The sequence below is a fragment of the Paenarthrobacter sp. NPDC092416 genome (assembly GCF_044755025.1).
Lineage (GTDB): Bacteria > Actinomycetota > Actinomycetes > Actinomycetales > Micrococcaceae > Arthrobacter.
This window is the reverse complement of record NZ_JBIVQG010000004.1, coordinates 69,225-94,453: the sequence shown is the minus strand read 5'-3', so window position 1 is coordinate 94,453 and position 25,229 is coordinate 69,225. Positions and strand designations below refer to the sequence as shown.

Sequence of the window (25,229 nt, the reverse complement as noted above, 5' to 3'; positions counted from 1 at the left end):
GGTGCTTGGTGACATCCGGAATGCGGACCCTATTGTGACCTTTGTCAGTTTGTGACCGGGGGGTCGTCCTGCACGTTGGTTCCGGCGATCGCATCGCGGGCAGCGCGGCGGAGTTTCTTGTCCGAAACCGCACGCTCCCCCACTGCACCGGGCGTCCAGGCGTTGAGGTCTTCCTCGCTGAATTCAGTCTTGGACGGACGGCGCTTGACGGAAATTCCCGTCACACCGTCGGCCAGCCGGCGCGTGACCAGCAGGAAGCCGGTGTGGGCAACCATGCGGTGGTCCGGCCTGACAGCCAAGCCTTCCAGGTGCCAGCCGCGAACCATGGACTCCCAGGCATCGGGTTCAGTGAAGCGGCCGTCGGCGCGGATGGCCTCCGCGGTGCGGGAAAGCTGCGTCACAGTAGCCACGTAGTTGATCCACACACCACCCGGCGCCAGGACCGTTGCCACGGCATCGAGGCACTCCCAGGGTGCGAGCATGTCCAACACCACACGGTCCACGGAACCGGGTTCTTCGGCCTTGACCACTTCTTCCTGGAAGTCGCCCAGCGAAATCTTCCATGCCGGGTGCGGCCCACCAAAAATGGTTTCCACGTTGCCGCGTGCGATGTCGGCAAATTCTTCACGGCGCTCAAAGGAGTGCAGGTAACCGCCATCGCCCACGGCGCGCAACAGCGAGATGGAGAGTGCTCCCGAGCCAACACCGGCTTCAACAACCCGGGCACCCGGGAAGATGTCCGCCATGGTGACAATCTGGCCGGCATCCTTGGGGTAGACCACAGCAGCGCCGCGCGGCATGGAGAGCACGAAGTCGGAGATCAGCGGCCGCAGGGTCTGGTACTGCTGCCCGATGTTGTTGCTGACCACCGAGCCGTCCACCTGGCCGATGATTTCATCGTGGTTGAGGAACCCCCGGTGCGTGTGGAACGCTCCGCCGACCTCAAGGGTGATGGTGTTCATGCGGCCGCGTTCGTCCGTGAGCTGGACCCGCTCGCCGACGCGGAAAGGCCCACGGCGTCGCGCAGCGCCTGTCGGCTGCACGGCCGAGGCGGTCCCTACGGCTGTTTCGGTGGCGGCGGTTTCGCTGCTCATGTGGTGTTCCTCGCTCCTGTACGGCTGGGCCGTCATTCGTTGCTGCTTGATGGGCGCAAAATTTGTCCGGTATATTTCACGGCCGGCAGGTAACTCTACCGGCAACGGTGTCAGGGACGCCCGCTCCTGCGGGGTTCTTTACCTGTAATCGCTGTCACTACGGCTTGTTGGCGCAAGAGGCCGGTCACGGCGCCATTGTGGTCAACCACTGCGTATTCGCCGCCTTCCAGCCGCGCCAGGTACTGGATGAGATCCTGCCCTTTTGACCATTCAGGCACATACGCCCCTGCGGCCAATGCATGCCCGACGGCGGTGACGGGCGTCAGCGAGGTTGCTTCCAGCGGCACCGCGGCGGCTGCGCCGGGGTCGACTACGCCCTGCGGCTTGCCATCCGGACCACAGATGACGACGGCGGGCCTTCCGCCCGGCGACATGGCCAGGACGTCGGCCACAGTGGCGGAGTTGGGGACGCCGACGGCGGGATCGGCCAGACCTGCGGCACTCACCAGATACAGGCGGCTGCGCAGTCTTGCGTGGTTGATGGAGCTCGAGGCTCCCATCCAGAGGAAGCCACACACGACGACTGTGATGAGCATGTAGTTGAAGTTGATAGGACCGCCACTCAGCAGCGGCACACCGATAAGCCAGATGACCAGTGCAACCACAATGACCCGGCCGGACCAGCCTGCGGCAATCGTTCCTTTGTCTTGGCTGCCAGTGGCCTTCCACACGGCGGATTCCACGAGCCGGCCGCCGTCGAGGGGCAATCCGGGCAACACGTTGAAGATGCCGATGAGCAAGTTGGCCGACATGAGGATATCCGCCAAAAGCAGTGTGACGCCGGTGAATACGTGCGTCTCTATAAGGACCCAAACTCCAGCAGCCAAGACGAAGTTGGAAGCAGGGCCCGCCATGGCGACGATCACAGCGCGGCCCGGAGAAGCCGTGAAGCTCTCGAATTGGGTGTGCCCACCCCAGAGATTCAGCACGATTTTCTCCGTAGGCCAGTTGAAGGCCTTGGCACTCAGTGCGTGGGCGAGCTCGTGGACCAGGACCGAGACAGCGAGGAGCAATGCGTACCCGAGGGCCACGAAATAGGCGGCGAAGCCGAGGTCAAGGTCCGGCCGGGTCAGCTGGAGCAGCGGACCGAAGACAATCACCGTGAAGCCGGCAATAACGAACCACGAGTAGGCCAGATACACCGGGATTCCCGCGATCTTGCCCAGCGGGATGCCGGCTCTTTTGGTGGCGGCATGATGTGGCGTGGAAGAACTGCTCACCTAGTTGGCCCCTTCGAGGAGGCCTGCGTCATCGGAGCTGCCAACGTTGTTGGCCGAATCTGTCGCATCCTGTCCTGACACGCGGTTAAGCACCAGCTCGTTCACGTCGTCCACGGACTTTCCTACCAAGGTTTCCCAAACAATCATGCGGCGGTCCGCCGGCAAGGGCACCTGGTGCGGGATGCCCACGGTGACCACGCCGGAGGCGATCGCCGCGGTTGCCCCGGGAACGGAGTCTTCAAGGGCCACGCAGTGGTCGATGGTCAGCGACGGGTCATCGAGCTTCAAGCGTTCGACGGCCGTGAGGTAGGCCTCAGGGTGTGGCTTGCCATTCCTGACGGTATCCCCGGTCACTTTGAACTCGAAGTAGGGCTTGGGCAGGCTTTCCACGACGACGCCTGCCAAGGGACCCTCGGACATCGTCACCAACGCACACCGGATGCCGGCTTGGTGGAGTTCATCGAGCAGTTCGCGCGCGCCTGGACGCCAGGGAACCTCCTTGCGGACTTGCGCAATGACCTGTGCGCTCAGGGTGTCGATGATTTCACGGGCCTCAAGGCGGACTCCGGCCCGCTGCAGGATTCCGGCGGAGTGGACCAGTGATTGACCCACCAGCTGCATGGCCTGCCCGTGCGACCACGTGCCACCATGGGCTTCCACCATCGCGCTTTCAGCGGCGATCCAGTAGGGCTCGGTGTCCACGAGTGTGCCATCCATGTCCCAGAGCACGGCTTTGAGAAGGGGCTGACTGGGTGAGGAATGCATGGCTTCAAGTCTACGTGGAACATGGACTCCGGCTGTCCGCACTGCGCTGTGGGCGAAGAAGGGACACGCGCCCGCGCAATGCCATGCGTCGTCGAGGGTGTTGGACGTAGGGTGAGTGGATGAACAGTGTGGACGGGACCCCCGAAGGACAGGACATCGCAGCGGAGCCCGAGCGTTTCCTCAAGGAACCCACGGCCGGACAACGCGTCACGGTGATGGTTGCCGCATTTGAAGGCTGGAATGACGCCGGAGAAGCAGCCAGCGATGCACTGCACTATTTGAACAAGCTGTGGGACGGCAAGAAGGTCGCCACCGTGGACGCCGAGGAATACTACGATTTCCAATTCACGCGCCCAACGGTCCGCCGCACTTCTTCCGGTGCGCGGAAGGTCAAGTGGCCGGCAACCCGGATTTACAAGGCCGAGGTGCCGGACAGCAACGTGGACGTTGTCTTCGTGCTGGGCACGGAACCTTCCTACCGGTGGCGGGCCTACACTACTGAACTCCTGGTGCACGCCGAAACGTTGAAAGTGGATTCGGTCATCCTGGTCGGTGCTTTGCTGGCTGATGTTCCCCACAGCCGCCCCATCCCGGTGAGCACTACCACTGAGGACAGCTCTCTCCGCGAACGCCTGAACCTGGAAGCCTCCCAGTACGAGGGCCCTGTGGGAATCGTCGGAGTCTTGGCCGAGTTCGCATTGCTGGCGGGCCTCCCCACGGTTTCCCTCTGGGCGGCCGTCCCGCACTACGTAGCCCAGCCACCCTCCCCCAAGGCCCAGCTGGCCATTCTGCACAAGATTGAGGACCTGCTCCAGGTTCCACTGGACAGCCACTCTTTGGCCGAGGAAGCAGAGGCCTGGGAACGCGGGGTGGACGAGTTGGCCACCGAGGATCCTGAAATCGCCGCCTATGTTCGCCAATTGGAAGAGGCCAAGGACACCGCTGATCTTCCTGAAGCCTCAGGCGAGTCCATTGCGCGCGAGTTCGAACGCTATCTTAAGCGCCGCGGCAAGGAGCGACCCTGACGGACTGATCTTCGCTTAAATAAGTAACGGCCCCGACGAAATGTCGGGGCCGTTACTTGTCGGGGCCGTTGCTAGTTAAGCGGTTTTAGATTTCCACGCCGAGCAGCGCGTTGATGGCGTCGCTCAGCAGCGCACCGTCTTGGGCGGAACCGGCGGTGTCGTTGCCCACCGCGTCAGCAGCCCAGTGATCAATGGCGGCGATCGCACCGGGAGCGTTGAGGTCGTTGGCCAATTCCTGGCGCATGGCAGTCACCACGGCAGCCGCGGATCCAGCCGGGGCTTTGGTTACGGCGTCACGCCACGTGGCAAGCCGGTCCTTGGCAGCGGCGAACGCTTCGTCCGTCCACGACCAATCTGAACGGTAGTGGTGGGCCAGAATGGCCAAGCGGATGGCTGCCGGTTCTTCGCCGGCGGCGCGAAGCTTCGAAACCAGGACGAGGTTGCCCTTGGACTTGCTCATCTTTTCGCCCTCGAGGCCCACCATGCCCGCATGCGCATAGTGCCTGGCGAGAGGAACTCCGGAGATGGAATAGGCGTGACCGGCTCCCATTTCGTGGTGCGGGAAGACAAGGTCCGAGCCCCCGCCCTGGACGGTGAATGGCGCTGGGAGGTACTTCTGCGCAATGACCGTACATTCGATATGCCACCCCGGCCGGCCGTCACCCAGGGTGCCACCGGGCCAGCTCGGTTCGCCAACGCGGGCGACCCTCCAGAGCAGAGGATCAAGCGCCTGTCTCTTACCCGCTCGGCTGGGGTCGCCACCCCGCTCAGCGAATAATGCGAGCATTTCCGCTTCGCCCAGGCCGGAGACATCGCCCAGGGACCAGGCGTCGGTAGCGTCAGAGCGCTTGCCGGCGGTTTCGACGTCGTAGTAGACGTCGCCGTCGGGTTCGCCGTCGGAGCCCTGGACCCGGTAGGCGAGGCCATCAATGATGAGCTGCTCGATCGCCGGAACGATGTCCGGGATGGCCTCAACGGCGCCAATGTAGTGATTGGGTGCCAGGACGTTAAGAGCGTCCATGTCCGTCTGGAAGAGATCGATTTGGCTTTGGGCGAGGTCACGCCAATCGACGCCGGTCGCGGTTGCCCGCTCCAGGAGGGGATCGTCGACGTCGGTCACGTTCTGCACGTATGAAACTCTGGTGCCGCTGTCCCGCCAGGCCCGGTTGAGGAGATCGAACGCGACGTAGCTGGCCGCGTGACCCATATGCGTGGCGTCGTACGGCGTAATGCCGCAAACGTACATGGACTGTTCGGGCCGCGGTTCAAGCTCCACGACGTCGCCGAGGGCGGTGTCGAAGAGACGTAGTTGCGGCATGCTGCCGGGCAGCTCAGGAACAGGGCGGGAGATCCACGATTTCACAGGTCAACCTTAGTGCTAGGCACTGATCACATTGAAACCGAGCAAGACATACAAGGCGAGGCCCAGGAGGATCCGGTACCAGACGAAAAGCCTGTAGCTCCGGGTGGAAACGAACTTCAGGAACCAGCCGATGATGACGTAGCCCACCACAAACGCGATCACAGTAGCCAGTGCCGTTTCGGGCAGGCCGTACGGGCCGGCGAGGCCTTCGTTGGAAACGGTTTTGTAGAGCTGATACAAGCCGCTGCCGAACACTGCGGGGATGGCCAGGAGGAAGGAATAGCGGGCCGCAGCCTCACGGGTGTAACCCATCAGCAAGCCTGCGGTGATGGTTCCGCCGGAACGGGAGACACCGGGGATCAGGGCCATTGCTTGAGCCAAGCCATACAGGATGCCGTGTTTGTAGGTTAGCTGTGTGAGATCTCTCTCCTGCCGGCCGACGGCGTCGGCCACAGCGAGGATCATGCCGAACACAATCAGCATGGTGGCAACGATCCACATGCTTCGCAGCACGGACTCGATCTGGTCCTGGAACAACAACCCGAGGACGATGATGGGAAGGCTGCCCAGGATCACCAGCCATCCCATGCGGGCGTCCGGGTTGCTCCGGGCGACTCGTCCGGTCAGGGAACCAAACCAGGCCCCCACAATGCGTACGATGTCGCGCCAGAAGAAAACGATGACGGCGGTCTCCGTACCCAGCTGCGTAATGGCAGTGAAGGCCGCGCCGGGATCGGCGGCAGCCGGCAGGAACGAGCCGACAATGCGCAGATGGGCGCTGGAGGAGATCGGGAGGAATTCGGTGAGGCCCTGCACGAGGCCCAGCAAGGCTGCTTCTATCCAGTTCACGTGAATAGACCCTACGTCATGAAGTATGGGAACTCCCCGTAAGCTTGCAGCTATGCAGCAGCGTTACGTCGGCAACAGCGGGTTCCGTGTCTCGTCCCTGTCCCTGGGAACCATGTCCTGGGCGCAGGAGACCGATGAGCAGGACGCCGCCGAGTTGCTCTATGCCTTCGTGGATGCCGGTGGCACGGTGATCGATACCGCAGCCTCCTATGCCCACGGACAGGCGGAGGCAATGCTGGGCTCCATGTTGGGTGATGTCGTGGCCAGATCGGAAGTCGTCATTGCCACCAAAGCCGGCGTGTCGTCGTCGGAGGCCCGCCGCAGCGTCAACGCATCCCGTGGCGCCATGTTGTCTGCCCTGGACGCGAGCCTGGCCCGGCTGGGAACCGACTATATCGACATCTGGTTCGCCCACGAGTGGGATCCCAACGTGCCGTTGGAAGAGACCCTTTCGGCGCTGGAACTGGCCCAGCGAACCGGGCGTGCCCGCTACGTCGGTATTTCCAACTACAACGGCTGGCAGACTGCGAAAGCTGCAGCGATTGCCGGGTTCACGATCGTGGCGAACCAGTCCGAATACTCGCTCGTGCAGCGGAAAGCCGAAGAAGAACTCGTCCCGGCGGTCGAAGACGCCGGATTGGGACTCATGGCTTGGGCTCCGCTGGGCCGTGGCGTCTTGAGCGGAAAGTACCGCGGTCAGATTCCGTCGGACTCGCGGGCAGCCCAAGGCAGGCTCGCGGGATACGTGGAGCCCTACCTTGAGCCACGTGCCTCACGCGTGGTGGAAGCCGTGGCCATGGCCGCCCGGGGACTGGGACGTTCGTCCGCGGATGTATCCCTCAGCTGGCTGCTTTCCCGTCCAGGGGTTGCCACGGCGATCGTTGGCGCCCGGAACGCTGTTCAGCTCAAAGAGATTCTGGAGGCGCAATTGACGGTACTGCCCGCCGAGATTGCACGCGCCCTGGAAGATGTGTCCGCGGCCTAGGGACATCACGTCCCAACTATTGGCGGTCGAGGATGTCCAACAAGTAGCTGCCATATCCGCTCTTGGAGAGTTTGGCTGCTTGCTGCCGGAGTTCGTCATCGTTGAGGAATCCCATCCGCCACGCCACCTCCTCAGGAGCGCCGATCTTCAGGCCCTGCCGGTTCTCGGTGGTGCGGACGTAGTTTGAGGCATCGTTGAGGTCGCTGAACGTTCCCGTGTCCAACCACGCCGTGCCACGGGGGAACTTCTGCACATGAAGCTGACCGGCCTCCATGTATTGCCGGTTGATGTCAGTGATTTCCAGTTCACCCCGGGCTGAGGGCTCAAGGTCCTTTGCCATGGCCACCACGTTGTTGTCGTAGAAATACAGGCCAGGGACTGCGTAGTTGCTCTTGGGTACTGCGGGTTTTTCCTCGATCGAGACCGCCAGCCCGTCGTCGTCGAATTCCACCACACCGTACGCCGACGGATCCTTGACCCAATATCCAAAGATGGCTCCGCCGTCGACCTCGGTGTACTGGCGGAGCTGGTTGCCCATACCCGGACCATTGAAGATGTTGTCCCCCAGGATGAGGGCGACCTTGCCGGTGCCGATGTGCTCCTCCCCCAGGATGAATGCCTGGGCGAGCCCATCCGGGGTGGGTTGCTCCGCATAGCTGAGGTTGATACCGAATTGGGAGCCGTCGCCGAGAAGTCTTTGGAACTGGCCTGCGTCACCTGGCGTGGTGATGACCAGGATGTCCCGAATCCCGGCCAGCATCAGCGTGCACAGCGGGTAGTAGATCATGGGCTTGTCGAACACCGGTACCAGCTGCTTGCTGATTCCGAGCGTGATCGGATGCAACCTTGAGCCAGTGCCGCCTGCAAGAACTATTCCGCGCAAACCTGCCGTCCTCACCTGTGCCCAGTCTCGCCGCGGACGGCTACTCTAGGGCCATGCAGAGAATCCTTGTCACCGGCGGGGCCGGATTCATCGGATGCAACTTTGTCCACTACATCATGGAGCACACGCGCCTTCATGTCACGGTTCTGGACAAATTGACCTACGCGGGCAATCTCGGATCCCTTGCCGGGTTGCCCCCGGAACGGTACGACTTCGTCAAAGGCGACATCTGCGATGCCTCCCTCGTGGACCAGCTCGTGGCGGCGACGGATGCGGTGGTCCACTTCGCGGCGGAGTCGCACAACGACAATTCCTTGCAGGAGCCGCGACCGTTCGTGGACACCAACCTCGTGGGCACTTTTACGCTCATCGAAGCAGCCCGCAAGCACGGTACCCGCTTCCATCACGTCTCCACGGACGAGGTCTACGGTGACCTCGCCTTGGACGATCCGGCCCGATTCACTGAAGAGTCCGTGTACAGGCCGACGAGTCCGTACTCGGCCACCAAAGCGGGGTCTGACATGTTGGTCAGGGCGTGGGTCCGCTCGTTCGGGCTGCAGGCAACCATCAGCAACTGCTCCAACAACTATGGGCCGTTCCAGCACGTGGAAAAGTTCATTCCGCGGCAGATCACCAACGTCCTTGATGGCGCAAGGCCGCGGCTCTATGGCAACGGACTGAACGTCCGTGACTGGATCCACGTTGAGGACCATTCATCCGCGGTGGCCGCCATCCTGCGTAACGGACGGATCGGTGAAACCTACCTGATCGGCGCCGACGGCGAGCGGTCCAACCGGGAGGTGGTGGAGAAGATCCTGGTCCGGATGGGCCAGCCGGTCGAATCCTACGACCTCGTGACGGACCGGCCCGGCCACGACGTCAGATACGCCATAGATTCGACCAAGCTCAGGAGGGAGCTCGGCTGGTCGCCCCGGTACGGGGACTTCGACGCCGGCCTGGCAGATACGGTCCGCTGGTACCAGGAGAACGAGGACTGGTGGAGGCCTCAGAAAGCCGACACAGAGTCCAACTACGCCAAGCAGGGTCACTAGGCCCATGGACACGCCGGAGCTGACCGCACGGCCCACGCCAATCCCCGGAATGGTCCTCTACGAACTGCCGGTTCATGGCGATGCCAGGGGGTGGTTCAAAGAGAACTGGCATCGAGGCAAGATGGTGGCGTTGGGTCTCCCGGATTTTGGGCCGGTCCAGAACAACATCTCGTTCAATGCCAAGCGTGGAACCACGCGTGGCATCCACGCCGAACCGTGGGATAAGTTCATCTCCCTGGCTTCGGGACGCATTTTCGGGGCGTGGGTGGATCTCCGTGACGGGCCAACGTTCGGCACGCTGTTCTGCGCCGAAATGACCGCCAAGGATGCCATCTTCGTGCCTCGCGGCGTGGGCAACGCCTTCCAGACGCTGGACGACAACACCGCCTACACGTACCTGGTCAACGATCATTGGAGTGCCGAGGCGCAGGCCGACTACACCTTCTTGAACCTCGCTGATGAGGACATCGCCGTTCCGTGGCCGATTCCCCTTGATCAGGCCATCGTGTCGGACCAGGACAGGACCCATCCGCGCTTGGGCGATGTTGTCCCCATGCGGGCGCGGCGGACACTGGTGCTGGGCGCAGACGGACAATTGGGGACTGCGCTCAGGGCCGAATACGACGGCGACGAAACCGTGGACTTTGCCGGCAGGGCAACGTTCGACATCACCGATGACGCGGCGTACCGCGCCATGGATTGGCGGAAATACGCAACGGTCATCAACGCAGCGGCGTACACCGCAGTCGATGCTGCCGAAACACAGCAAGGCCGTGCGGCCGCCTGGCGCATCAACGCCGGTGCCGTAACCCGCTTGGCGCGTGTCGCCGTCGAACATTCACTGACGCTGGTCCATGTGTCCAGCGACTACGTGTTCGACGGCACCGTCGACGTCCACGGCGAAGACGAGCAGCCGAGCCCCTTGGGTGTCTATGGACAAAGCAAAGCTGCAGGCGACGCGGCGGCAGCAGTGGTCCCCCGCCACTACATCGTGCGGAGCAGTTGGGTTGTTGGTGAAGGTCGAAACTTTGTTCGAACGATGGCTGCGCTGGCTGCCCAAGGTGCTTCGCCCGCCGTCGTCGATGACCAGTGGGGACGCCTAAGCTTCGCAAAAGACATCGCGGCCGGCATCCGGCACTTGCTGACCAGCTCCGCGCCGTTCGGGACGTACAACGTGAGCAACAGCGGCGAACCGTACTCGTGGGCCGACGTCGCCCGCGAGGTTTTCAGGTTGTGCGGCGCCGATCCCGGAAAGGTGACGACCATCAGCACGGCCGACTACGCGAAGCCCGGGATGGCGCCGCGGCCCCGCAGCAGCGTCCTGGACCTCACCAAGATCCACAACACCGGATTCGCGCCTGCGCCTGCCACGCGGCGGCTTGCCGAGTACCTTGAAGGCGCTGCCGCAGATCCCGACGACGGCAACCGGCTGACAGTGCGTTCGGCGGGCGGCAAATAGCCTCCTCCAAGATCTGGCGCGGGTGAAGGAATGCGCCTAAAGTTGCGGTTACGGCAGCACCGCTTCGGCGGCGCCGGGAGACAACTCAAGTAAACATGTTGGTGGGGCGGCCCCAGGGTCGCCCACGACGATCCGGGCAGTGCAGCGGCTTCGGATCGTCGGTCACATGGTGGTGCCCCGCGTGGCACCGTGAGCTTGAGCCTGGAGCCGCAATGCTGCAATCGAAGACCACGTCCTTGGCGTCTGAATCCCAGTGGGTGAACCTTGGTGGTGTCCCCGTAAAGCTGATGGATTTCGACGGAGCCTTGACCGAAATCCTGGACCGCGCAGCGTCCGTGGAAGATTCCCTGCCGCTCGGTGTCTGTTCCGCGAACCTGGACCACATCCGGCATTTTGGCGTCGGCAGCCGCTGGATGGGCACCATGGAGTATCAGGCCTCTGTCGATTGGCTGACCCTGATTGACGGTGCACCCCTGGCAGCCGAGGCGCGACGCCTGACGGCAAGGTCATGGCCCCGGCTGGCAGGCAGCGACCTGGTGGAACCACTGTTGAACGGGGCAGCACGGCGTGGCCTGCGTGTTGGTTTCCTTGGCGGCTCCGAGCAGGCGCAGGAACTGATCCGCAAGAGGTTCGCCGTTGAGCACCCTGAGCTGGGCATTGCAGGCTGGTGGGCTCCCGAAAGATCCGTGCTGGCCGATGAGCATGCTTCCCTGGATCTGGCGGCTTCCATTGCCGAAAGCGCTCCGGACATCCTGGTGGTTGGCATGGGGAAGCCGCGCCAGGAGCTCTGGATTTCCAAGTACGGCCACCTGACTGGCGCCAAGGTGTTGCTTGCTTTCGGTGCTGTGGTGGATTTTCTTGCCGGACACATCAGGCGCGCTCCGTCGTGGATCAGCTCCCACGGCATGGAGTGGGCATGGCGTTTGATGCTGGAGCCGCGAAGGCTCGCACGCCGCTACCTGGTGGACGGACCGGAAGCCTATTTGAGACTTCGGCAGGCCAGTGGACCGGCTCCTGCAGTACCCAACCCAAGCATTGGCCGCGCACTCCACGCGGCCCCAGACGTCCCGGAGTGCGCCCCCAGCCGTGCTCCGGGACCTTTCGTGCCAGCGGCGCTGAGGGCCGACGTCGCCGTCGTTGTTGTCACGTACAACAACGCCGACGACGTCGGACCGCTGGTCGCCGGCCTGCGGGCGGAAACGGCAGATCAGTCCATCAAGGTGGTGGTGGCCGACAACTCCCCCGACGACGCCACCATGGCTGAGCTGGCCAAGCACCCGGACATCCTGGCGATGCGGACGGGCGGCAATCTCGGTTACGCCGGCGGCATCAACGCCGCCATCAGGGAAGCAGGCCCGGCAGACACTTTCCTGATCCTCAACCCGGACCTCCGGGTGGAGCGCGGTGCCGTGGCCTCTTTGCGCAAAAGAATGACCGAGTCCGGCGCCGGTATGGTGGTCCCTGCTCTCCTTGATGACGACGGCAGTGTCTACCCTTCGTTGCGTCGGGAGCCGAGCTTCCTGCGCGCGTTGGGCGATGCAGCGTTGGGGAGCCATCTGCCGGGGCGGCCCGGATGGTTGTCCGAGATGGACTGCGAAACTGAAAGCTACCAGCATGCGCACCGCGTCGACTGGGCCACCGGCGCGGCCCTGCTCATCAGCGCTGAGGCAGCCGAGGCCGTGGGCGACTGGGACGAGCAGTTCTTCCTCTATTCCGAAGAAACTGACTACTGCCGCCGCACCCGCGAATCAGGCCGGGACATCTGGTTCGAACCAACAGCGCGGATGTGGCACGAACGCGGAGGTTCGGGCTCGTCCCCCCAATTGACGGCCCTCATGTCCGTCAACCGCGTCCGCTACGCAGCCAAGCATCTGGGGCGTGGGCATGCAGCGTTGTTCCGTGGTGCCGTCTGCGCGGCCGAGGTAGCCCGTCTTCACAAGCCCGGCCACCGGGAAGCGGCATTGGCGGTTGTGAACATGCGGCGCTGGCCCACGTTGCCGCACGCCACCCGTTCGCGCGTTGATGCAGACGTGTTCCCCAGTGGGGCCGTCATCATTCCTGCGCACAATGAAGCCGCTGTCATCGATCGGACGCTGGATTCGCTCCAGGAAGTCATTGATTCGGGCACCGTGGACGTCATCGTGGCCTGTAACGGCTGCACGGATGAGACTGAACAGCTCGCCGCCCGGCACACTGGGGTTCATGTCCTCCATGTTGACGAAGCGTCAAAAGTGGCCGCCTTGAACGCTGCAGACGCCGTGACGCAACGCTGGCCGCGGCTCTACCTGGATGCCGATATCGAACTGAGCCCGGAGGCGCTCCGTTCGGTCTTCAGGGCGCTCGGCGACGGACCCCTCCTTGCTGCCCGGCCAGCCTTCCGCTACGACACCACTGGCGCGTCCCGGCCGGTCCGGGCATACTACCGGGCCAGGAACCGGATCCCTGGGAATGCCCGGGCGCTCTGGGGAGCCGGCGCGTATGCGATGAGCCAGCGAGCCCATGAGCGACTCGGAACGTTCCCTGCTTTGACCGGCGATGACTACTATGTGGACCGTCTCTTCGGTCCGGACGAAAAGGCCGTGCTGGAAACTACGCCTGTGGTGGTCAGGACGCCGCGGAACACTGCCGCGTTGCTGGGCATCCTGCGCCGCACCTATCGTGGCAACGCACAGCAGGACGCAAGTGGTCCCCTCAAGGCAGCCTCGCCGGCAGGACCGTCGACAGTCCGGACGCTTCAGGAACTGATCCGGTCAGTCCGCGGTCCCCTGAGTGCCATGGATGCGGTGGTCTATGCCGCCTTCGCAAGTGCGGGCCGCCGTCGTCCGCTGGTGCGTCAGCCGGCGCCCGCTTGGGAACGCGACGACAGCAGCCGCTAGTCACAAGCCGCAGCTGCTGCCGCCTTCGATGCGGTAAAGGTGCACGGCGTTGCCGTCGGCGAAGGTGTCCTTGAACGAACCGTTGACTACGGGGATGGTCCTGTTCTCATCAATCACGACGGCAGAGCTGCCGCCGCAGCGGAGCGTGAACGCCGCCTCGCCACCTACCGCCGAATTCGCGCCGGCGAAGATGTAGACCTTGCCGTCGTGGAGTTTGGTGGCGTAATCCGCCGGACCGGTGACGGTTGCGGCGCCGTCAAGGAACGGGGCGTTCAGCACAGGGGCAAGATTCTTGATTTGCCGGTTCAGGGTTCCCACAATCGGGCGGACGTTGGCGCCACAATCCCGGAGCACATGCTGGGAAAGGCATTCACTGCCGAAGTTGTGATTGAAGTAGATGATGCCCCTGGCTCCATGAATGAGGCTGCTCCATACGGCGGCCCGGATCTCGGGGCCAGTGATGGTGGTCGCGCCAGCCGAGTCCTTGAAAGGATGGCCGGCTTCAACGAAGCCCCAGATGGGCGTCACGGAACCGGGATCCTGCAGTTTCCGGACGCGATCCACAGTCCAGCCGTAGTTTGCGGCCAACCGGCACTCGTCTTCGGTCAGGTCCCGGGTGTAGCCGATGATGGCGCCGCCTTCACCCTTGGCACAAATGTTTGGATCCGTGAACCAGTAATTGTCGGCAGAGACAAGATCCTGCGTGCCTTTGAAAAACCCTTGGGACTCTTCATCGGACAGCCAGAACGTGACTCCCTTGCCATAGTTGGCATAAAGCATGGCTCCTGGGGGCGCAACCGCTCGGCGGTCCTGTTGCACGGTGTAGCCGCACCTGCTGCCGTCAGGTGAGCAGAGTTGCCCTTCCCCGGGATATTTTCCGGTCCAGGTTGTGCTTCCCGGGCCTGCCCACATGTCTACCTCATCACTGAGCGCAAAGCCGGACGCGGCCGCCGACTCGAAGGTGGGGATGGCGTACATGCCCGATGCCCGCACAAGGTCCAGGTCGGAGTTCGCCGTCAGTTCAACATAGGTGTTGAGCCCGATGCCCTTGTCCAGGGAAACATTGCCGGTATCCAGCACGCTCTCGAACCAGACGGCGATGGGAAAGAAGGATGGATCCGTGGGCAGGCCGTTTTTGAACCTGGCATAGTAATCCGGTCCACCGTCGACCTGGCGGAGGGATACGCCCTCATAGCTTGGTTGGGTGGGTGCCGACGTCCACGCCGTGGAGCTGGCAGGTCCACTGCCGGGGAAGGGTGGAACGCCGCTGGCAGCCGCAACCACTACGATCAGGCTGGCCAGTGCGACTCCGCCGGCGGCCACGGCTGTGCTGCGTTTCACGGATCACGCTTTCAGACAGATGTTTCCTTGATGGGTGATGCGGCGCCGATGGGTGATGTGGTGCGGCCGCCGGACCGGAGTGCTTCATGCAACGGGCCGTTCTGCAGGAAGGCATCGTCGTCACTGCCTGTCGGCTCCAGCACGTCCTGCACTGTCAGCTTGTCCAGTGCCGTCAGGGTGAGCGGTTTGGATTCTTCGTCGTGCTCGGCCCGCTCTTCCGGATCCGGGTCGGCGCGCCGACGGCGGGACTTCTTTTGCCGTTCCTCGGTTGGGGCCTCTGCCCTGGCCCGCGCCCGCGAGTTTTCTACTCCGCGAGCTATCGAAACCGCTCCGAAGGTCAGCACCACTCCGGCCACCAGCACCACAATGAGGGAACGGAGACGGCTGGAGAACTGCTCAGTGGCATTGTCCGGGGCGGCAATCATCAGGGATGTGTAGAGGAACCGCTCGTCGGCGCCATTAGCCGACTGGATCGAGTGCAGATCCTCCTCCATTCGGCTCCCCAGGGCGTTAACCGTGGCGACGGCCTTCTCCCTGCTGTCCGAAGTAGCCGAGATCTCGATGAGGAACGAGGCCGGCGGGCGTTCCACGGTGAAGTCCGTGCTGAGGCCGGCGCGCAACAGGGCATCCCCTGTCGTATCGTCGTTGAGCCGCGTACCGATTACTTGGGCGATCAGCGATGAATCGGCCGAACGCAGGTACGGATTATCCGAATTGAGTAGTCCCAAGGCAGGATTCTTCTCCAATTCTGCTGCCGTGGGGATCTTGGGATTCACAATGGCGTACGTCGTCTTTGCCTCATAGGATCGCGGGGCAAAGGAGTACACGTAGACAGCAGCAAGCGCCGTCAACAGGAGGACGGGTAGAACCACCAGCTTGTGGTGCCAGAGTGTCTTGATTACTACTACGGGGTCCATGTGATCGCCTTCGCATTCGGGGTGGAAGTATTGGCTGCCGGTCCACCCGGCGGCGGTCCACTGTCCCCGTCGTCAACCACAGTGGATTCCCGGAGGTCCAGTTCTCGTCGAATCATGATCCATGTACCTCCAGCGAGGCCAACAATGAACGGGTACGTCAAAGCAAATACCGGGAAGGACATGGAATCAAAGGTGAGCGAGCACCCGGCCGCGACGATCCCTCCCCCGGCCAAAGCTCCTGCAAGGGCACGCAGCGCCGGTATCCGTGACGCCCTCGCGGCGATCAACGACGATATGCCGGGAAAAGTCAGATAGGCGAGCGTGCCAATGAAGCCAACCAGGCCCATGGTCACCAGTGAGTTCAGGTACTGGTTGTCAAGGATGTTCAACGCGTTGGCCGGCTGGTAGTTTCCCGGGCCGAGCCCAAGGAACGGAAGTTCGCCGAACATCTCGGCCACGCGGGGATAGTTGTTGGTCCTTGTGGTGAGCGACGGATCACTGTCGCCGGCCGTAAAGGATGATGTCAGGGTGCCCACGAGTCCGGGGATGCCCAGGAAGAGGGCAGCCATTGCCATGGGGGCCGCAACGAGCGCCCAGCGGCGGGCGATTCGCGGCAGGAAAGGAACAAATACCAGCATGCCCATGAAGAGTCCCAGAACTCCGGAGCGGGACACTGTTGACGCAATGGCGAACACCAGGAGCGCTGTGCCGGTCCAGTGCAGCCATTTGCGGCCGATGGGGTCATAGAGACTGCGCCAGATGGACAAAGGCAACAGCATGGAGCAGACGACGGCCAGTTCTATGGAGTGGAAGGTACTGCCGGCAACGCGCATCATGAGGCCACGGACCTGGAATGCGGTGTTGCCTCCATTGTCCGTGAATCCCACCATGGCCTCCTGGATCCACAGCATGGGGTTGACCCGGAACAGGAACTGGATGGCGGCAACCAGGCAGCAGAAGAAAGCACCTGCCAGAATCGCGCGAACCAGTGACATAGCATCATTGAGTGTCCGCACAGCCTCGGCGGTGACCAGGACGATGCCCGCGCTCGCCAGGACCAGAATCAGCCACCGGTCCGCTGCGGCTTGGGAGGCGACGCTGGTATTGCCCGAGAAGCCCGAATACAGCGCAACGTAGGACGCACACGTGCCCAACCACAGCAGCCCCACCCCGAGTCGCCCCGGATGCCTGGTCTTCAAGGGGTTTTGCAGCCCGAAGAGCACGGAGCACAGCCACAAGGCGAGCAACAGCAGTGCCACCATCAGCGGAATGGTGCCAATGGCCCCCAAGGGCTTGACGATCATGTTCGACGGGAAGAAGAAGACACCGAAGGCCGCGAACTTCAGCAGCAACGACACGTGTCCCTTGATACCGGGTTGCACCGAGAGCTCCGCATGGCTTGCCTCAAGCGGTGGCGTGAAGGTCAGGGCCTTCCTGTTCGCCCTCATGCCCGGACCCGGTTCTTTGAATGGTCCCGGTTCTCTGAGCGAATGACTGGGGACTCCGCTGCTGCGAGGGCACACGTGGCTTCGAGCAGATCGGCGAACACTTCCTGGGAGACCTTCCAGTCCAATCGCGGCCTGCCGGCGATCCGCGAAGGACGCTCGTCCACATCAGGGGCGCTCACGACCTCTGCGAGCGCTGTTGCCAGCCCCATGGGGGTGGCGGGGGCCCATACGGCGTCGGGGTCGTCCAGGAGTCCGGACGCGAAGGGGGCGTTGTTGAGGACGGGTACGTTGCCGGCTGCGAGGAGTTCGCCGGGAACAAGGGAGATGTTGGTAAACGATATAGCCAATCCGGCGATCGTTTGGTTGTAGAGGGTGTTCAGTTGCGCGGGTGTCATGTTCCCGTGGTTGGTGACGGGAATGTTCCAGCCGGTGATGATGTCACCGTAGATGTGGATTTCCTGCTCGGGGTGGAGGTGGTGGAATTCTTCCAGAGCCAGCTTGGCCAGGAGGTAGCCCCTGCGGTCGACTTTCCTTTTGGCGTAGTAGACCACTCCGCTGCGCCGGACTGTTGGTGGGGTGTCCAGGAGTCGGTAAACGTCTGTGTCGCAGCCGAAGGGAACTACTGCGTCCGGTGGCAGGCCCAGTTCTGTTTGCATGACCTTGGCGATCATCCCGCCCAGGGCAACGTTGGTGAAACCGAATCGGTAGCTGTCTTCGGCCATGGCGTAGAAGGCGCCCCGGGGGTAGAAGTACGGCTCGTAGTCCTGGATGAAGTAGAAGGGATGGACGCCGCGCGGGGACCGCGCGGCAACAATGTGTGCCGTGGGCCAGGAACTCGCGACGATGGCGTCCACCCCTTCCAGTCCATCCGTGGCGCTACGCACGGAAGCCTTGATCATCGGCCAGTGGCGGCGGATGGTTGCTTCATGCCTGGTGACGTCGTCGTCATTGCGGTCATGGAGGAACAGGGTGCATTGGTGGCCGCGGGCTTCGAGTCCTTGGACCATCCGGAAGAACGTCGTGTGGCCGCCTGACCCTGGGGCGGGCGGGGTGCACACCCAACCAATGCGGAGGTTTCCAGAGGTTCCGGGGACCTGCCAGGATGGTGCCGCCGTTCCAGGGTCAACGATGTCCTCGGGGCGCAGGGGAAGTTCGGGTTCTGAGAGGTGGAGCCTGTCCAGGACCGTGGTGAGCACTTTGCCGGTGCCCTGCCGGGCAACTGATGACCAGCCGTCCTTCTTCACCCGTGTGGCTATGAGGTGAAGTGTTGCCAACTTGGGTGTCATGGCTTGCCCACCCGTCCGGATTCCGCGGGTGAGGCTTCTGCGAGCGCGGGTTCGGGTTCTGCGACTCCAGTGGGGCCCTGCTGCCTGGTTTGTTCCGGGCGCAGGAGTGAACTGATCTCCCTGAACAGCCGCCGGCCTTGCTTAAGGGTCAGCAGCAGGTAGATGGCGGCTCCCAGCAACGTGCCGGCGGCCACGGCTACGACGGGATGGGTGATCGTTGTTGTGGCGGCCCATGCAGCTGTACCTGCCACACCGGAGGCCAGGAGCGATGAGGCGCTCCCCCGCAGGAGTTGCCATGCTGTCACCTGCAGTACGGAGGTCAGTGCCTTCACGTACAGGGGGATGACGATGAGGATGGCGACGGTGGCGTGCGCTACTCCTGCCCCTGCGATACCCCACCAGAGAATGCCGAAGTAGAGGGCCGGGGTGAGGGTGGCAAGCCAGGCTACCTGTACCCAGAAGAGCCATACGGTTCGCCCGGCGCCAACGCTGAGGTCCGCGAACAGCTCAACGAGGATCCGTGCGGCGCCGAAGACTCCCAGGGTGGCCAGGGCCATTCCTGCCGGCGCCCAGGTTTGGCCGTAGGCGGTGACGATCAGGGGGTGGGCCAAGGCGATGACCATGGCGGACACGGGAAAGGCGCAGTACGAGACCCCTGCAACGAACCGAGCTGCGAGGGCTCCGAGTGTGCCTTCGGCGTGGAGGCGGCCGAACGTTGGCACAGCCGCGGAACGAATTACAGCGGTAATGACTTGGCTTGGCAACCCTGCCAGGTTGAAGGCCAGGAGATAAAGGCCAAGGGCGACGGGGTCGAGCATGCGGCCGATCAGGAGGTAGTCGATGTTGAGTGTCACGAAGACCACGAGGTTCGCCATCGCCAGCGGCATACCCAGCTTGAGGATGTCCGAGGCCACTGAGCGATTGAAGCCCGGCGCGTAGCGCTTGGGAGTGATGATCCAGTAACCGATCAGCGCGACGACTTGGCCGCCCACACGTGACCATGCAAGCGCCATTGCGCCCCAGCCGCCCAGTGCCATGGGGACGACCAGTACCAGGATGGTCACCACACTGGCGAGGTCGACCACGACCCGTGGCTTTTGGAGGTATTCCCTCCACACCATGGTGGAAGGTACAGCAGCAATGCCCTGCAGGAGGATGGTGGTGGACAGTACCTGTATTACCGGCGTTGCGGCTGGGTCGTCGAACAGGGCGGCGATGGCAGGGGCCAAGGCAATGGCGCCTGCCGTCATGGCGGTGCTGGTGACCAGGGCGATGGAGAAGACGGTGGGGGCGATTTTGTCGGGGTCGCCGTTGCCGCGTGCAAGGGCTGCCGTGGCACCCAGTTCTGCCATATTGGTGGCGATCGTTTGGATCACGATGGCGACGGCGAGTGCGCCGAAGTGTTCGGGGGCGATCATCCGGGCGACGATGATGGTCGTGGCGAACTGGACGGTCCGTCCCAGGGCCATGTTGAGTCCACCCCAGAGCGTGGCGCTCGCAGCCCGGTTTCCCAGAGTTCGGTTTTCCCTGCGGGTGGTCATGAGATGCCTGTCATGGCCCATAGGCGCCAACGGACGCGGTCAAGTTGGGTGTGGACGTACTCGGCAGCTGCTCGGCCGGTACTGGGGCGTTTGCCGCGGGATGCCTTGGTGATTTTCGCTTGGATGGCGTTGGCTTTGCGGATGTTTCCTGGCATTTCGTGCAGGGTTTCGATGAATTTGCGGAGCTCGGTTGCGGACTCGGTGGAGCCGCTGTGTGCGAGTTCGCTGTAGGCGAGCCTGGTGGCTTCCTTGCCCAAGGCCCGTTGTGCGCGATGCAGTTGCCTGGCCCTGAGCTCAGCGGGTACTGGAAAGCGTGGATCTTCGAGCACGCGGAAGGCATCGAGCCGGTGTTGGAGGTCGACGGCGGCCGCGGCGAAGTGCGTCTGGTGCATATTCGCGCCGTGGACGCGGTAGTAAGCCTGGACTGGGCCGTTGATCCGTCCTACGTCCCAGATGGCAGCCGCGCGCAGCCAGTATTCGAGATCTCCGGAGTGCGGGAGAGTGGCGTTGTACGCCCCGATGCCCAGCACTGCCTCTGTGCGCATGACGACTTCGGGTGACAGGATGAAGTTCCTCCCCCGTGCGCATGCCAGTGCGATCCAGCTCTTTCCCTTCCAGAGTGTCCAGGTGGAGCGTTGCGGGCTGGTGTCCGGCCATGGCGTAGTGGACGGATCGCTAAAGTCCTTGGGAAGTCCGTAGACCATTCCCACGCGGTTGTTGTGCTCCATGAGGGCAGCGGCCCTGGCAAGTGCTCCGGGAGCGATCAGGTCATCAGCCGACAGGAGGGTGACGTACTTTCCCCCGGCCCGGGCGAGTCCGTCGTTGTAAGTGGCGATGTGTCCGCGGTTGTGCGGGTGTGCGACCACCTTCACCCTCGCATCCGTGGCTGCCAGGCTGTTGGCAACCGTGAGGCTTTCGTCGGTGGAAGCGTCGTCCACGACGATGACCTCGACGTCCACGCCTTCCTGCGTGAGGGCGCTGGCCACAGCGGCCGGCAGGAACCTCGCGTAGTTGTAGCAGGGCACCACTACCGTCACCAGGGGGCGGCTGTGCAGGGGGCGTGGACGTGTCAGCTTCACAGCATGTCCTCCAGCTGTGGTGAATTCCCGCGGCGGATGATCCTGGCCGGTACGCCGGCCCAGGTTTCGCCGTCGGGAACATCAGTCAGGACGGCGGCACCCATCCCGATGGTTGCCCCGGCCCCAACGCGCCGGTGTTCCCGGACGCTGGCGTTCATGCCGAGGTAGGCGGCGCGGCCAATGCGGACGCTCCCACCGAGCGATACGCCTGCGGCAAACGTCGCAAAGTCGTCCACTTCGTCATCATGGGTAAAGGTGACTCCCGGCATAGCGACCACGTGCATGCCGAGAGACACCGAAGCTGTCATGGTGACGTTGGCCAACAGGATGCTGCCAAGGCCAATCCGGCATCCCTCGGGCGGGTGGACCGAGGGATCGATGGCCGTTGCATACCGGTCCTCTGCCAGCCCCAGGGTCCTGAGTCTCATCACGACGCTTTCACGACCGCTCCCTGACCCTATGCAGACCAGCAGGAGCGCGTGCGGAAACTTCAGGGCGTCACGGATCGGTCCCAGTACATGGGCGCCGTCCACTACCCGGCCCAGCTTGTCTTCGTCGTCGTCGAGGATGCCAACGACGTCGTAGAGACCGCTCCCGCGGACCATGGCAAGGACTTCACGTGCGAGTCCGCTGGCTGCGATGAGGAGTAGCTCGCTCATCTCTGCTGCCCCGCCGCATGAAGTACTGAGTCGATGACGCGGGCTTGGTCGCCGTCGTCAAGTTGGTGGTACAGCGGCAGGATCAGTGTGTGGTCGGTGAGCCATTCAGTGACTGCCAAGTCGGCGTTTCCCGTGTCCCTGCCGGTATACGCGGGCTGGCGGTGTGCCGCCATGATGCCCCGCCGGGCCGAGATGCCATCCTGGGCGAGCCGGGTCATCAGGCTGTCCCTTCCCACCGGGAAGTTTGCACCCACTTCGAGCCAGCAGGACTGGAAGTTGCCGGTGCCATAGGCGGGGTCCATCACCAGCCGGAGGCCCTCGACCCCGGCGAAAGCCGCAGCGTAGGTGGAGGCCAGTTCACGGCGTCGCTGTACGGCGGCGGCCAAACGGCCCAGTTGGACGATTCCGACGGCGGCCTGAAGGTCCGTCATGCGGTAATTGAACCCAACCTCCAGGTATTCTTCGGCGGGGGCGAGGATGCTTGCGTGGCGGTCCGTAGCCGAAACACTCATGGCGTGTTCCCTGAGGCGTCGGGCTTGGTCTGCCAAGTCACGGCGGGAGGAGGAGATCATTCCGCCCTCGCCAGTGGTAAGGATCTTGCGGGGATGGAAGGACCATGCGACCAGTTCGGCGCCTGCGCCTACTGGTCGTCCCCGGTAGCTCGAACCGATGGCGCACGCCGCGTCTTCAATGACGGCGATGCCAAGGGGGTCGCACAGGGCCCGGATGGGGTCGAGATCCACGGGTACGCCGCCCTGGTCCACCACGATGACCGCCCGCGTCTTGGGGGTGAGCGCAGCTTCAATCGTGGCTGCGGTGACGCAGCCCGTCTGGAGGTCCACGTCCACAAAGACCGGCCGCGCTCCAACGTACGTGGGTGCGTTGGCGGTAGCGATGAAGGAGAAGGACGGCACCAGGACGTCGTCGGCGGGACCTATGCCGGCCACGACGAGTGCCAGGTGCAGCGATGAGGTGCAGCTTGAGGTCGCGACGGCGAACGCTGCCTGTTGCTCCCGGGCGAAGGCTTCCTCAAACTGACGGACCTTGGGGCCCTGGGCCACCCAGCCGGAGGCGATGACCTCGGCTACGGCTTGCGCTTCTTCCTCGCCGAGCCACGGTTTCATGACGTCGATGCGTGCCAGTGAAGTCTCGGAGGTGGTCATCGTGCACCCACAGCCGGGGATTCGGGCCTGGCGACAAGCCGGGAAGCAGCAATTTCCTCGCGTAGCGGACGCCACCACGCAACCAGCGAACGGAGCCCGTCTTCCAGCCCAACTGCGGCTTCGAAGCCAAGATCCCTTCGGGCGGCGGTGGTGTCGGCAAGTCTGCGGGCCACGCCATTCACAGCCCGTTCCGGACCGTGTTCAAGGTGGAGCGCGGAGTCCATGACCAGCAGCAGTGTTTGAGCCAATTCGGCCAGGCTGGTTTCGGTGCCGCTGGCGACGTTGTAAACGCCTTCGCGAACGTCGCTCACCGCCGCCAGGACGTTGGCCCTGGCCACGTCGGCCGTATGAATGAAGTCCATGGTCTGTTCTCCGCTGCCGAAGATCAGGGGTGGTTGGCCATCCACGATCCTCTCCATCCAGCGGACCAGTACCTCCGTGTAGAGTCCATGGACGTCCATGCGGGGGCCATAGACGTTGAAGTAGCGCAACAGGACGTAGTCAAGCCCGGACATGGCGCGGAAACTCCTCGCCATCCCTTCATTGAAGGACTTTGCCGCACCGTAAAACGTGTCGTTGTTGTGATGGTGGTGGCGCTCCGCCGTCGGGAATTCTTCAGCCATTCCGTAGACGGAAGCACTAGAGGCCGCAACGAGCTTTCCCACCTTGTGCTCCACCGAGGCTTCGAAAATGTTGAACGTCCCATCAACCAGCACTTCAAGGGCCAGCCGAGGTTCCTCGGCGCACTGGGTAATGCGGATGGCGGCCTGATGGAACACCAGATCCTTGCCGCGGGTCAGGTCATGGACCAGGTCGCGGTCCCGGAGATCGCCTTCAACCAGTTGGGCATTGCCTGTAGCCAAGGCACCTTCGAGGTTTGCGCGGCGTCCCCGAACCAGGTTGTCCAGCACGTCAATATGCGCCGCGCCGGCGTCGAGAAGCTGGTCCACCAAGGTGGAACCGATGGTTCCGGCGCCGCCGGTGACCAGTACATTCGCGCCCAGGAGCTTTTTCACCGTGCAACCTGGAGCGTCACTTCGTTGCCCGCCACCGCAGTTGACCGTCCATCCTGCCCGAGGCTCTGAGTCACGGCCTCCAGCACTGACAAGACCCGAAGTCCGGACTCTCCGCTGGTCCGGGGGGCCTTGTGCGTCCGAATGGATGACGCCAGCTCGGCCACCACCTGGCCCAGCGGTTCGCGTTCCTGCAGAGCAGGCGACCACGTGTCGCCCAAACGGTATGAAATCGCCGACAACTTCTTGTCAGCTGCAGACCTGGGCTGGTGTTCAAGGCTGACGCCGCGGTCGTAGACGCTCAGCCGTTGCTGGGGGTTCAGGTCATCCCACACCAACGTCCTTTGTGATCCGCCAATGACCATCTGACGGATCTTCGTGGGGCTCAGCCAGTTCACGTGCACGTGCACCATGGCGTCGTTGGGCAAACCGAAGGTCAGATGGCCTACGCAGTCGCGTCCTGTCCCCAAGGGGTCCGCTCCGTGGGCAGAGATCTCTGTGGGGTGCAGGCCGCCCGGGAGCACGAAATCCAGGATCGACAGATCATGCGGCGCCAGGTCCCAGAACACGTCAACGTCAGGTTGCACGAGGCCAAGGTTGATCCGGACAGAGTCGACATACAGGATCTCGCCCAAGGCGCCGCTGGCCACCAGCTCCTGGATTTTCAGGACGGCCGGCGTGTAGCAGTATGTGTGGTCCGCCATGAGGACAAGGCCCCGGCCCTTGGCTTCCTCGACCATTTCCAGGCCCTTCGCACGGCTGTCAGCCAGTGGTTTCTCCACCAGGACGTGTTTGCCGGCGCGCAGAGCCGTCATCACCACTCCGTGGTGCGTATGCGCCGGGGTCGCAACCGCTACGGCGTCCAGGTTGTAGGTGTCCAGCAACTCGTCCAGGGACTCGACGACGGCCACACCGCCCACCGTCTCGGCGAGCCTTAACCCGCGCTCGACGTCGAGATCGCAAATTGCCACAAGGTCCCAATCAGGGCTGGCTTTGAGGTTCCTGGCGAGATTCGGCCCCCAATATCCGGCCCCGACTACGGCGATCCGCAGCCTTGGCCTCAACCCGTTTCCGTTCATCTCACCGGACGGAATAGTTCCTATGCTCATTGTCCACTCGGATTCTGTGATGGATGGCTGGTTTTTGACGTG

The 25,229-nt window shown here is 63.3% G+C and carries 21 protein-coding genes; 5 read left to right on the top strand and 16 right to left on the bottom strand.

Translation table 11 applies throughout. The features are described from left to right. Nucleotides 1–44: 44 nt before the first annotated feature. From ACIQC5_RS10010 to ACIQC5_RS10000, 3 genes are all read right to left on the bottom strand, one after another. A complete protein-coding gene (locus ACIQC5_RS10010) occupies nucleotides 45–1,094 on the bottom strand; it encodes a tRNA (adenine-N1)-methyltransferase (protein ID WP_400281147.1) in 1,050 nt (349 codons plus the stop codon). 110 nt (nucleotides 1,095–1,204) lie between these two features. Further along, the gene (locus ACIQC5_RS10005; protein WP_400281144.1) at nucleotides 1,205–2,374 is read right to left on the bottom strand and encodes a site-2 protease family protein; all 1,170 of its coding nucleotides are present in this window, start codon (nucleotides 2,372–2,374) and stop codon (nucleotides 1,205–1,207) included. Continuing rightward, nucleotides 2,375–3,139 carry an HAD family hydrolase gene (locus ACIQC5_RS10000; RefSeq protein WP_400281141.1) on the bottom strand — a complete coding sequence of 255 codons (765 nt, stop codon included), beginning with the start codon at nucleotides 3,137–3,139 and terminating at the stop codon, nucleotides 2,375–2,377. Nucleotides 3,140–3,258: 119 nt separating this feature from the next. On the opposite strand from ACIQC5_RS10000, the gene ACIQC5_RS09995 reads away from it, so the two are divergent. Continuing rightward, a complete protein-coding gene (locus ACIQC5_RS09995) occupies nucleotides 3,259–4,164 on the top strand; it encodes a PAC2 family protein (protein ID WP_400281138.1) in 906 nt (301 codons plus the stop codon). Between the two features lie 85 nt (nucleotides 4,165–4,249). Here ACIQC5_RS09995 and mshC read toward each other — a convergent pair whose 3' ends face one another. Then, nucleotides 4,250–5,527, bottom strand: a complete 1,278-nt coding sequence (gene mshC / locus ACIQC5_RS09990; protein ID WP_400281135.1) for a cysteine--1-D-myo-inosityl 2-amino-2-deoxy-alpha-D-glucopyranoside ligase — start codon at nucleotides 5,525–5,527, stop codon at nucleotides 4,250–4,252. 15 nt (nucleotides 5,528–5,542) lie between these two features. Beyond that, nucleotides 5,543–6,376 carry an undecaprenyl-diphosphate phosphatase gene (locus ACIQC5_RS09985; protein WP_400281132.1) on the bottom strand — a complete coding sequence of 278 codons (834 nt, stop codon included), beginning with the start codon at nucleotides 6,374–6,376 and terminating at the stop codon, nucleotides 5,543–5,545. Between the two features lie 52 nt (nucleotides 6,377–6,428). Between ACIQC5_RS09985 and ACIQC5_RS09980 the strand changes: the two genes are divergently transcribed. Then, complete coding sequence (locus tag ACIQC5_RS09980) at nucleotides 6,429–7,361, top strand: aldo/keto reductase (protein WP_400281129.1); 933 nt, start codon at nucleotides 6,429–6,431, stop codon at nucleotides 7,359–7,361. 16 nt (nucleotides 7,362–7,377) lie between these two features. On the opposite strand, the gene rfbA is transcribed toward ACIQC5_RS09980, so the two are convergent. Beyond that, nucleotides 7,378–8,244: a glucose-1-phosphate thymidylyltransferase RfbA gene (gene rfbA, locus ACIQC5_RS09975; RefSeq protein WP_400281127.1), complete on the bottom strand. Its 867-nt coding sequence runs from the start codon at nucleotides 8,242–8,244 to the stop codon at nucleotides 7,378–7,380. A 53-nt stretch (nucleotides 8,245–8,297) separates the two neighbouring features. Between rfbA and rfbB the strand changes: the two genes are divergently transcribed. The 3 genes from rfbB to ACIQC5_RS09960 all read left to right on the top strand — a co-directional run bounded on the left by rfbB (nucleotide 8,298) and on the right by ACIQC5_RS09960 (nucleotide 13,631). After that, nucleotides 8,298–9,296 (top strand): dTDP-glucose 4,6-dehydratase, encoded by a 999-nt coding sequence (gene rfbB, locus ACIQC5_RS09970; protein WP_400281125.1) that lies wholly within the window; start codon nucleotides 8,298–8,300, stop codon nucleotides 9,294–9,296. A 4-nt stretch (nucleotides 9,297–9,300) separates the two neighbouring features. Continuing rightward, complete coding sequence (locus ACIQC5_RS09965) at nucleotides 9,301–10,755, top strand: sugar nucleotide-binding protein (protein ID WP_400281122.1); 1,455 nt, start codon at nucleotides 9,301–9,303, stop codon at nucleotides 10,753–10,755. Nucleotides 10,756–10,967: 212 nt separating this feature from the next. Next, the gene (locus tag ACIQC5_RS09960; RefSeq protein ID WP_400281119.1) at nucleotides 10,968–13,631 is read left to right on the top strand and encodes a WecB/TagA/CpsF family glycosyltransferase; all 2,664 of its coding nucleotides are present in this window, start codon (nucleotides 10,968–10,970) and stop codon (nucleotides 13,629–13,631) included. On the opposite strand, the gene ACIQC5_RS09955 is transcribed toward ACIQC5_RS09960, so the two are convergent. Genes ACIQC5_RS09955 through ACIQC5_RS09910 form a run of 10 tightly spaced genes read right to left on the bottom strand, consistent with a single transcriptional unit; the run spans nucleotide 13,632 to nucleotide 25,187 of the window. After that, entirely contained in the window at nucleotides 13,632–14,972 is a 1,341-nt protein-coding gene (locus ACIQC5_RS09955) for a hypothetical protein (RefSeq protein ID WP_400281117.1), read from the bottom strand. 11 nt (nucleotides 14,973–14,983) lie between these two features. Beyond that, nucleotides 14,984–15,889 carry a chain-length determining protein gene (locus ACIQC5_RS09950; protein WP_400281114.1) on the bottom strand — a complete coding sequence of 302 codons (906 nt, stop codon included), beginning with the start codon at nucleotides 15,887–15,889 and terminating at the stop codon, nucleotides 14,984–14,986. Further along, nucleotides 15,877–17,337, bottom strand: a complete 1,461-nt coding sequence (locus tag ACIQC5_RS09945) for an O-antigen ligase family protein (RefSeq protein ID WP_400281112.1) — start codon at nucleotides 17,335–17,337, stop codon at nucleotides 15,877–15,879. Before ACIQC5_RS09945 ends, ACIQC5_RS09950 begins: the two co-directional genes overlap by 13 nt. Beyond that, entirely contained in the window at nucleotides 17,334–18,623 is a 1,290-nt protein-coding gene (locus ACIQC5_RS09940) for a glycosyltransferase family 1 protein (protein ID WP_400281110.1), read from the bottom strand. Before ACIQC5_RS09940 ends, ACIQC5_RS09945 begins: the two co-directional genes overlap by 4 nt. Then, on the bottom strand, nucleotides 18,620–20,164 hold the full coding sequence (locus ACIQC5_RS09935) for an oligosaccharide flippase family protein (protein ID WP_400281107.1): 1,545 nt from the start codon (nucleotides 20,162–20,164) through the stop codon (nucleotides 18,620–18,622). The genes ACIQC5_RS09940 and ACIQC5_RS09935 overlap by 4 nt, the downstream gene beginning before the upstream one ends. Further along, entirely contained in the window at nucleotides 20,161–21,243 is a 1,083-nt protein-coding gene (locus ACIQC5_RS09930) for a glycosyltransferase family 2 protein (RefSeq protein WP_400281104.1), read from the bottom strand. Before ACIQC5_RS09930 ends, ACIQC5_RS09935 begins: the two co-directional genes overlap by 4 nt. Then, complete coding sequence (locus tag ACIQC5_RS09925) at nucleotides 21,240–21,902, bottom strand: acetyltransferase (RefSeq protein ID WP_400281101.1); 663 nt, start codon at nucleotides 21,900–21,902, stop codon at nucleotides 21,240–21,242. Before ACIQC5_RS09925 ends, ACIQC5_RS09930 begins: the two co-directional genes overlap by 4 nt. Continuing rightward, on the bottom strand, nucleotides 21,899–23,065 hold the full coding sequence (locus ACIQC5_RS09920; RefSeq protein ID WP_400281098.1) for a DegT/DnrJ/EryC1/StrS family aminotransferase: 1,167 nt from the start codon (nucleotides 23,063–23,065) through the stop codon (nucleotides 21,899–21,901). Before ACIQC5_RS09920 ends, ACIQC5_RS09925 begins: the two co-directional genes overlap by 4 nt. Then, entirely contained in the window at nucleotides 23,062–24,081 is a 1,020-nt protein-coding gene (locus ACIQC5_RS09915; protein ID WP_400281096.1) for an NAD-dependent epimerase/dehydratase family protein, read from the bottom strand. Before ACIQC5_RS09915 ends, ACIQC5_RS09920 begins: the two co-directional genes overlap by 4 nt. Next, entirely contained in the window at nucleotides 24,078–25,187 is a 1,110-nt protein-coding gene (locus ACIQC5_RS09910; protein ID WP_400281093.1) for a Gfo/Idh/MocA family protein, read from the bottom strand. Before ACIQC5_RS09910 ends, ACIQC5_RS09915 begins: the two co-directional genes overlap by 4 nt. Between the last annotated feature and the right edge of the window lie 42 nt (nucleotides 25,188–25,229).

Bases quoted from the DNA above. Each gene is read 5' to 3' on its own strand.
- ACIQC5_RS09920 (WP_400281098.1), bottom strand. From the start codon at position 23,065: ATGACCACCTCCGAGACTTCACTGGCACGCATCGACGTCATGAAACCG.
- ACIQC5_RS09945 (WP_400281112.1), bottom strand. From the start codon at position 17,337: ATGAGGGCGAACAGGAAGGCCCTGACCTTCACGCCACCGCTTGAGGCA.
- ACIQC5_RS09980 (WP_400281129.1), top strand. From the start codon at position 6,429: ATGCAGCAGCGTTACGTCGGCAACAGCGGGTTCCGTGTCTCGTCCCTG.
- ACIQC5_RS09935 (WP_400281107.1), bottom strand. From the start codon at position 20,164: ATGACCACCCGCAGGGAAAACCGAACTCTGGGAAACCGGGCTGCGAGC.
- ACIQC5_RS10010 (WP_400281147.1), bottom strand. From the start codon at position 1,094: ATGAGCAGCGAAACCGCCGCCACCGAAACAGCCGTAGGGACCGCCTCG.
- ACIQC5_RS09965 (WP_400281122.1), top strand. From the start codon at position 9,301: ATGGACACGCCGGAGCTGACCGCACGGCCCACGCCAATCCCCGGAATG.
- rfbB (WP_400281125.1), top strand. From the start codon at position 8,298: ATGCAGAGAATCCTTGTCACCGGCGGGGCCGGATTCATCGGATGCAAC.
- ACIQC5_RS10000 (WP_400281141.1), bottom strand. From the start codon at position 3,139: ATGCATTCCTCACCCAGTCAGCCCCTTCTCAAAGCCGTGCTCTGGGAC.
- ACIQC5_RS09950 (WP_400281114.1), bottom strand. From the start codon at position 15,889: ATGGACCCCGTAGTAGTAATCAAGACACTCTGGCACCACAAGCTGGTG.
- ACIQC5_RS09910 (WP_400281093.1), bottom strand. From the start codon at position 25,187: ATGAGCATAGGAACTATTCCGTCCGGTGAGATGAACGGAAACGGGTTG.
- ACIQC5_RS09995 (WP_400281138.1), top strand. From the start codon at position 3,259: ATGAACAGTGTGGACGGGACCCCCGAAGGACAGGACATCGCAGCGGAG.
- ACIQC5_RS09940 (WP_400281110.1), bottom strand. From the start codon at position 18,623: ATGACACCCAAGTTGGCAACACTTCACCTCATAGCCACACGGGTGAAG.
- ACIQC5_RS09925 (WP_400281101.1), bottom strand. From the start codon at position 21,902: ATGAGCGAGCTACTCCTCATCGCAGCCAGCGGACTCGCACGTGAAGTC.
- ACIQC5_RS09960 (WP_400281119.1), top strand. From the start codon at position 10,968: ATGCTGCAATCGAAGACCACGTCCTTGGCGTCTGAATCCCAGTGGGTG.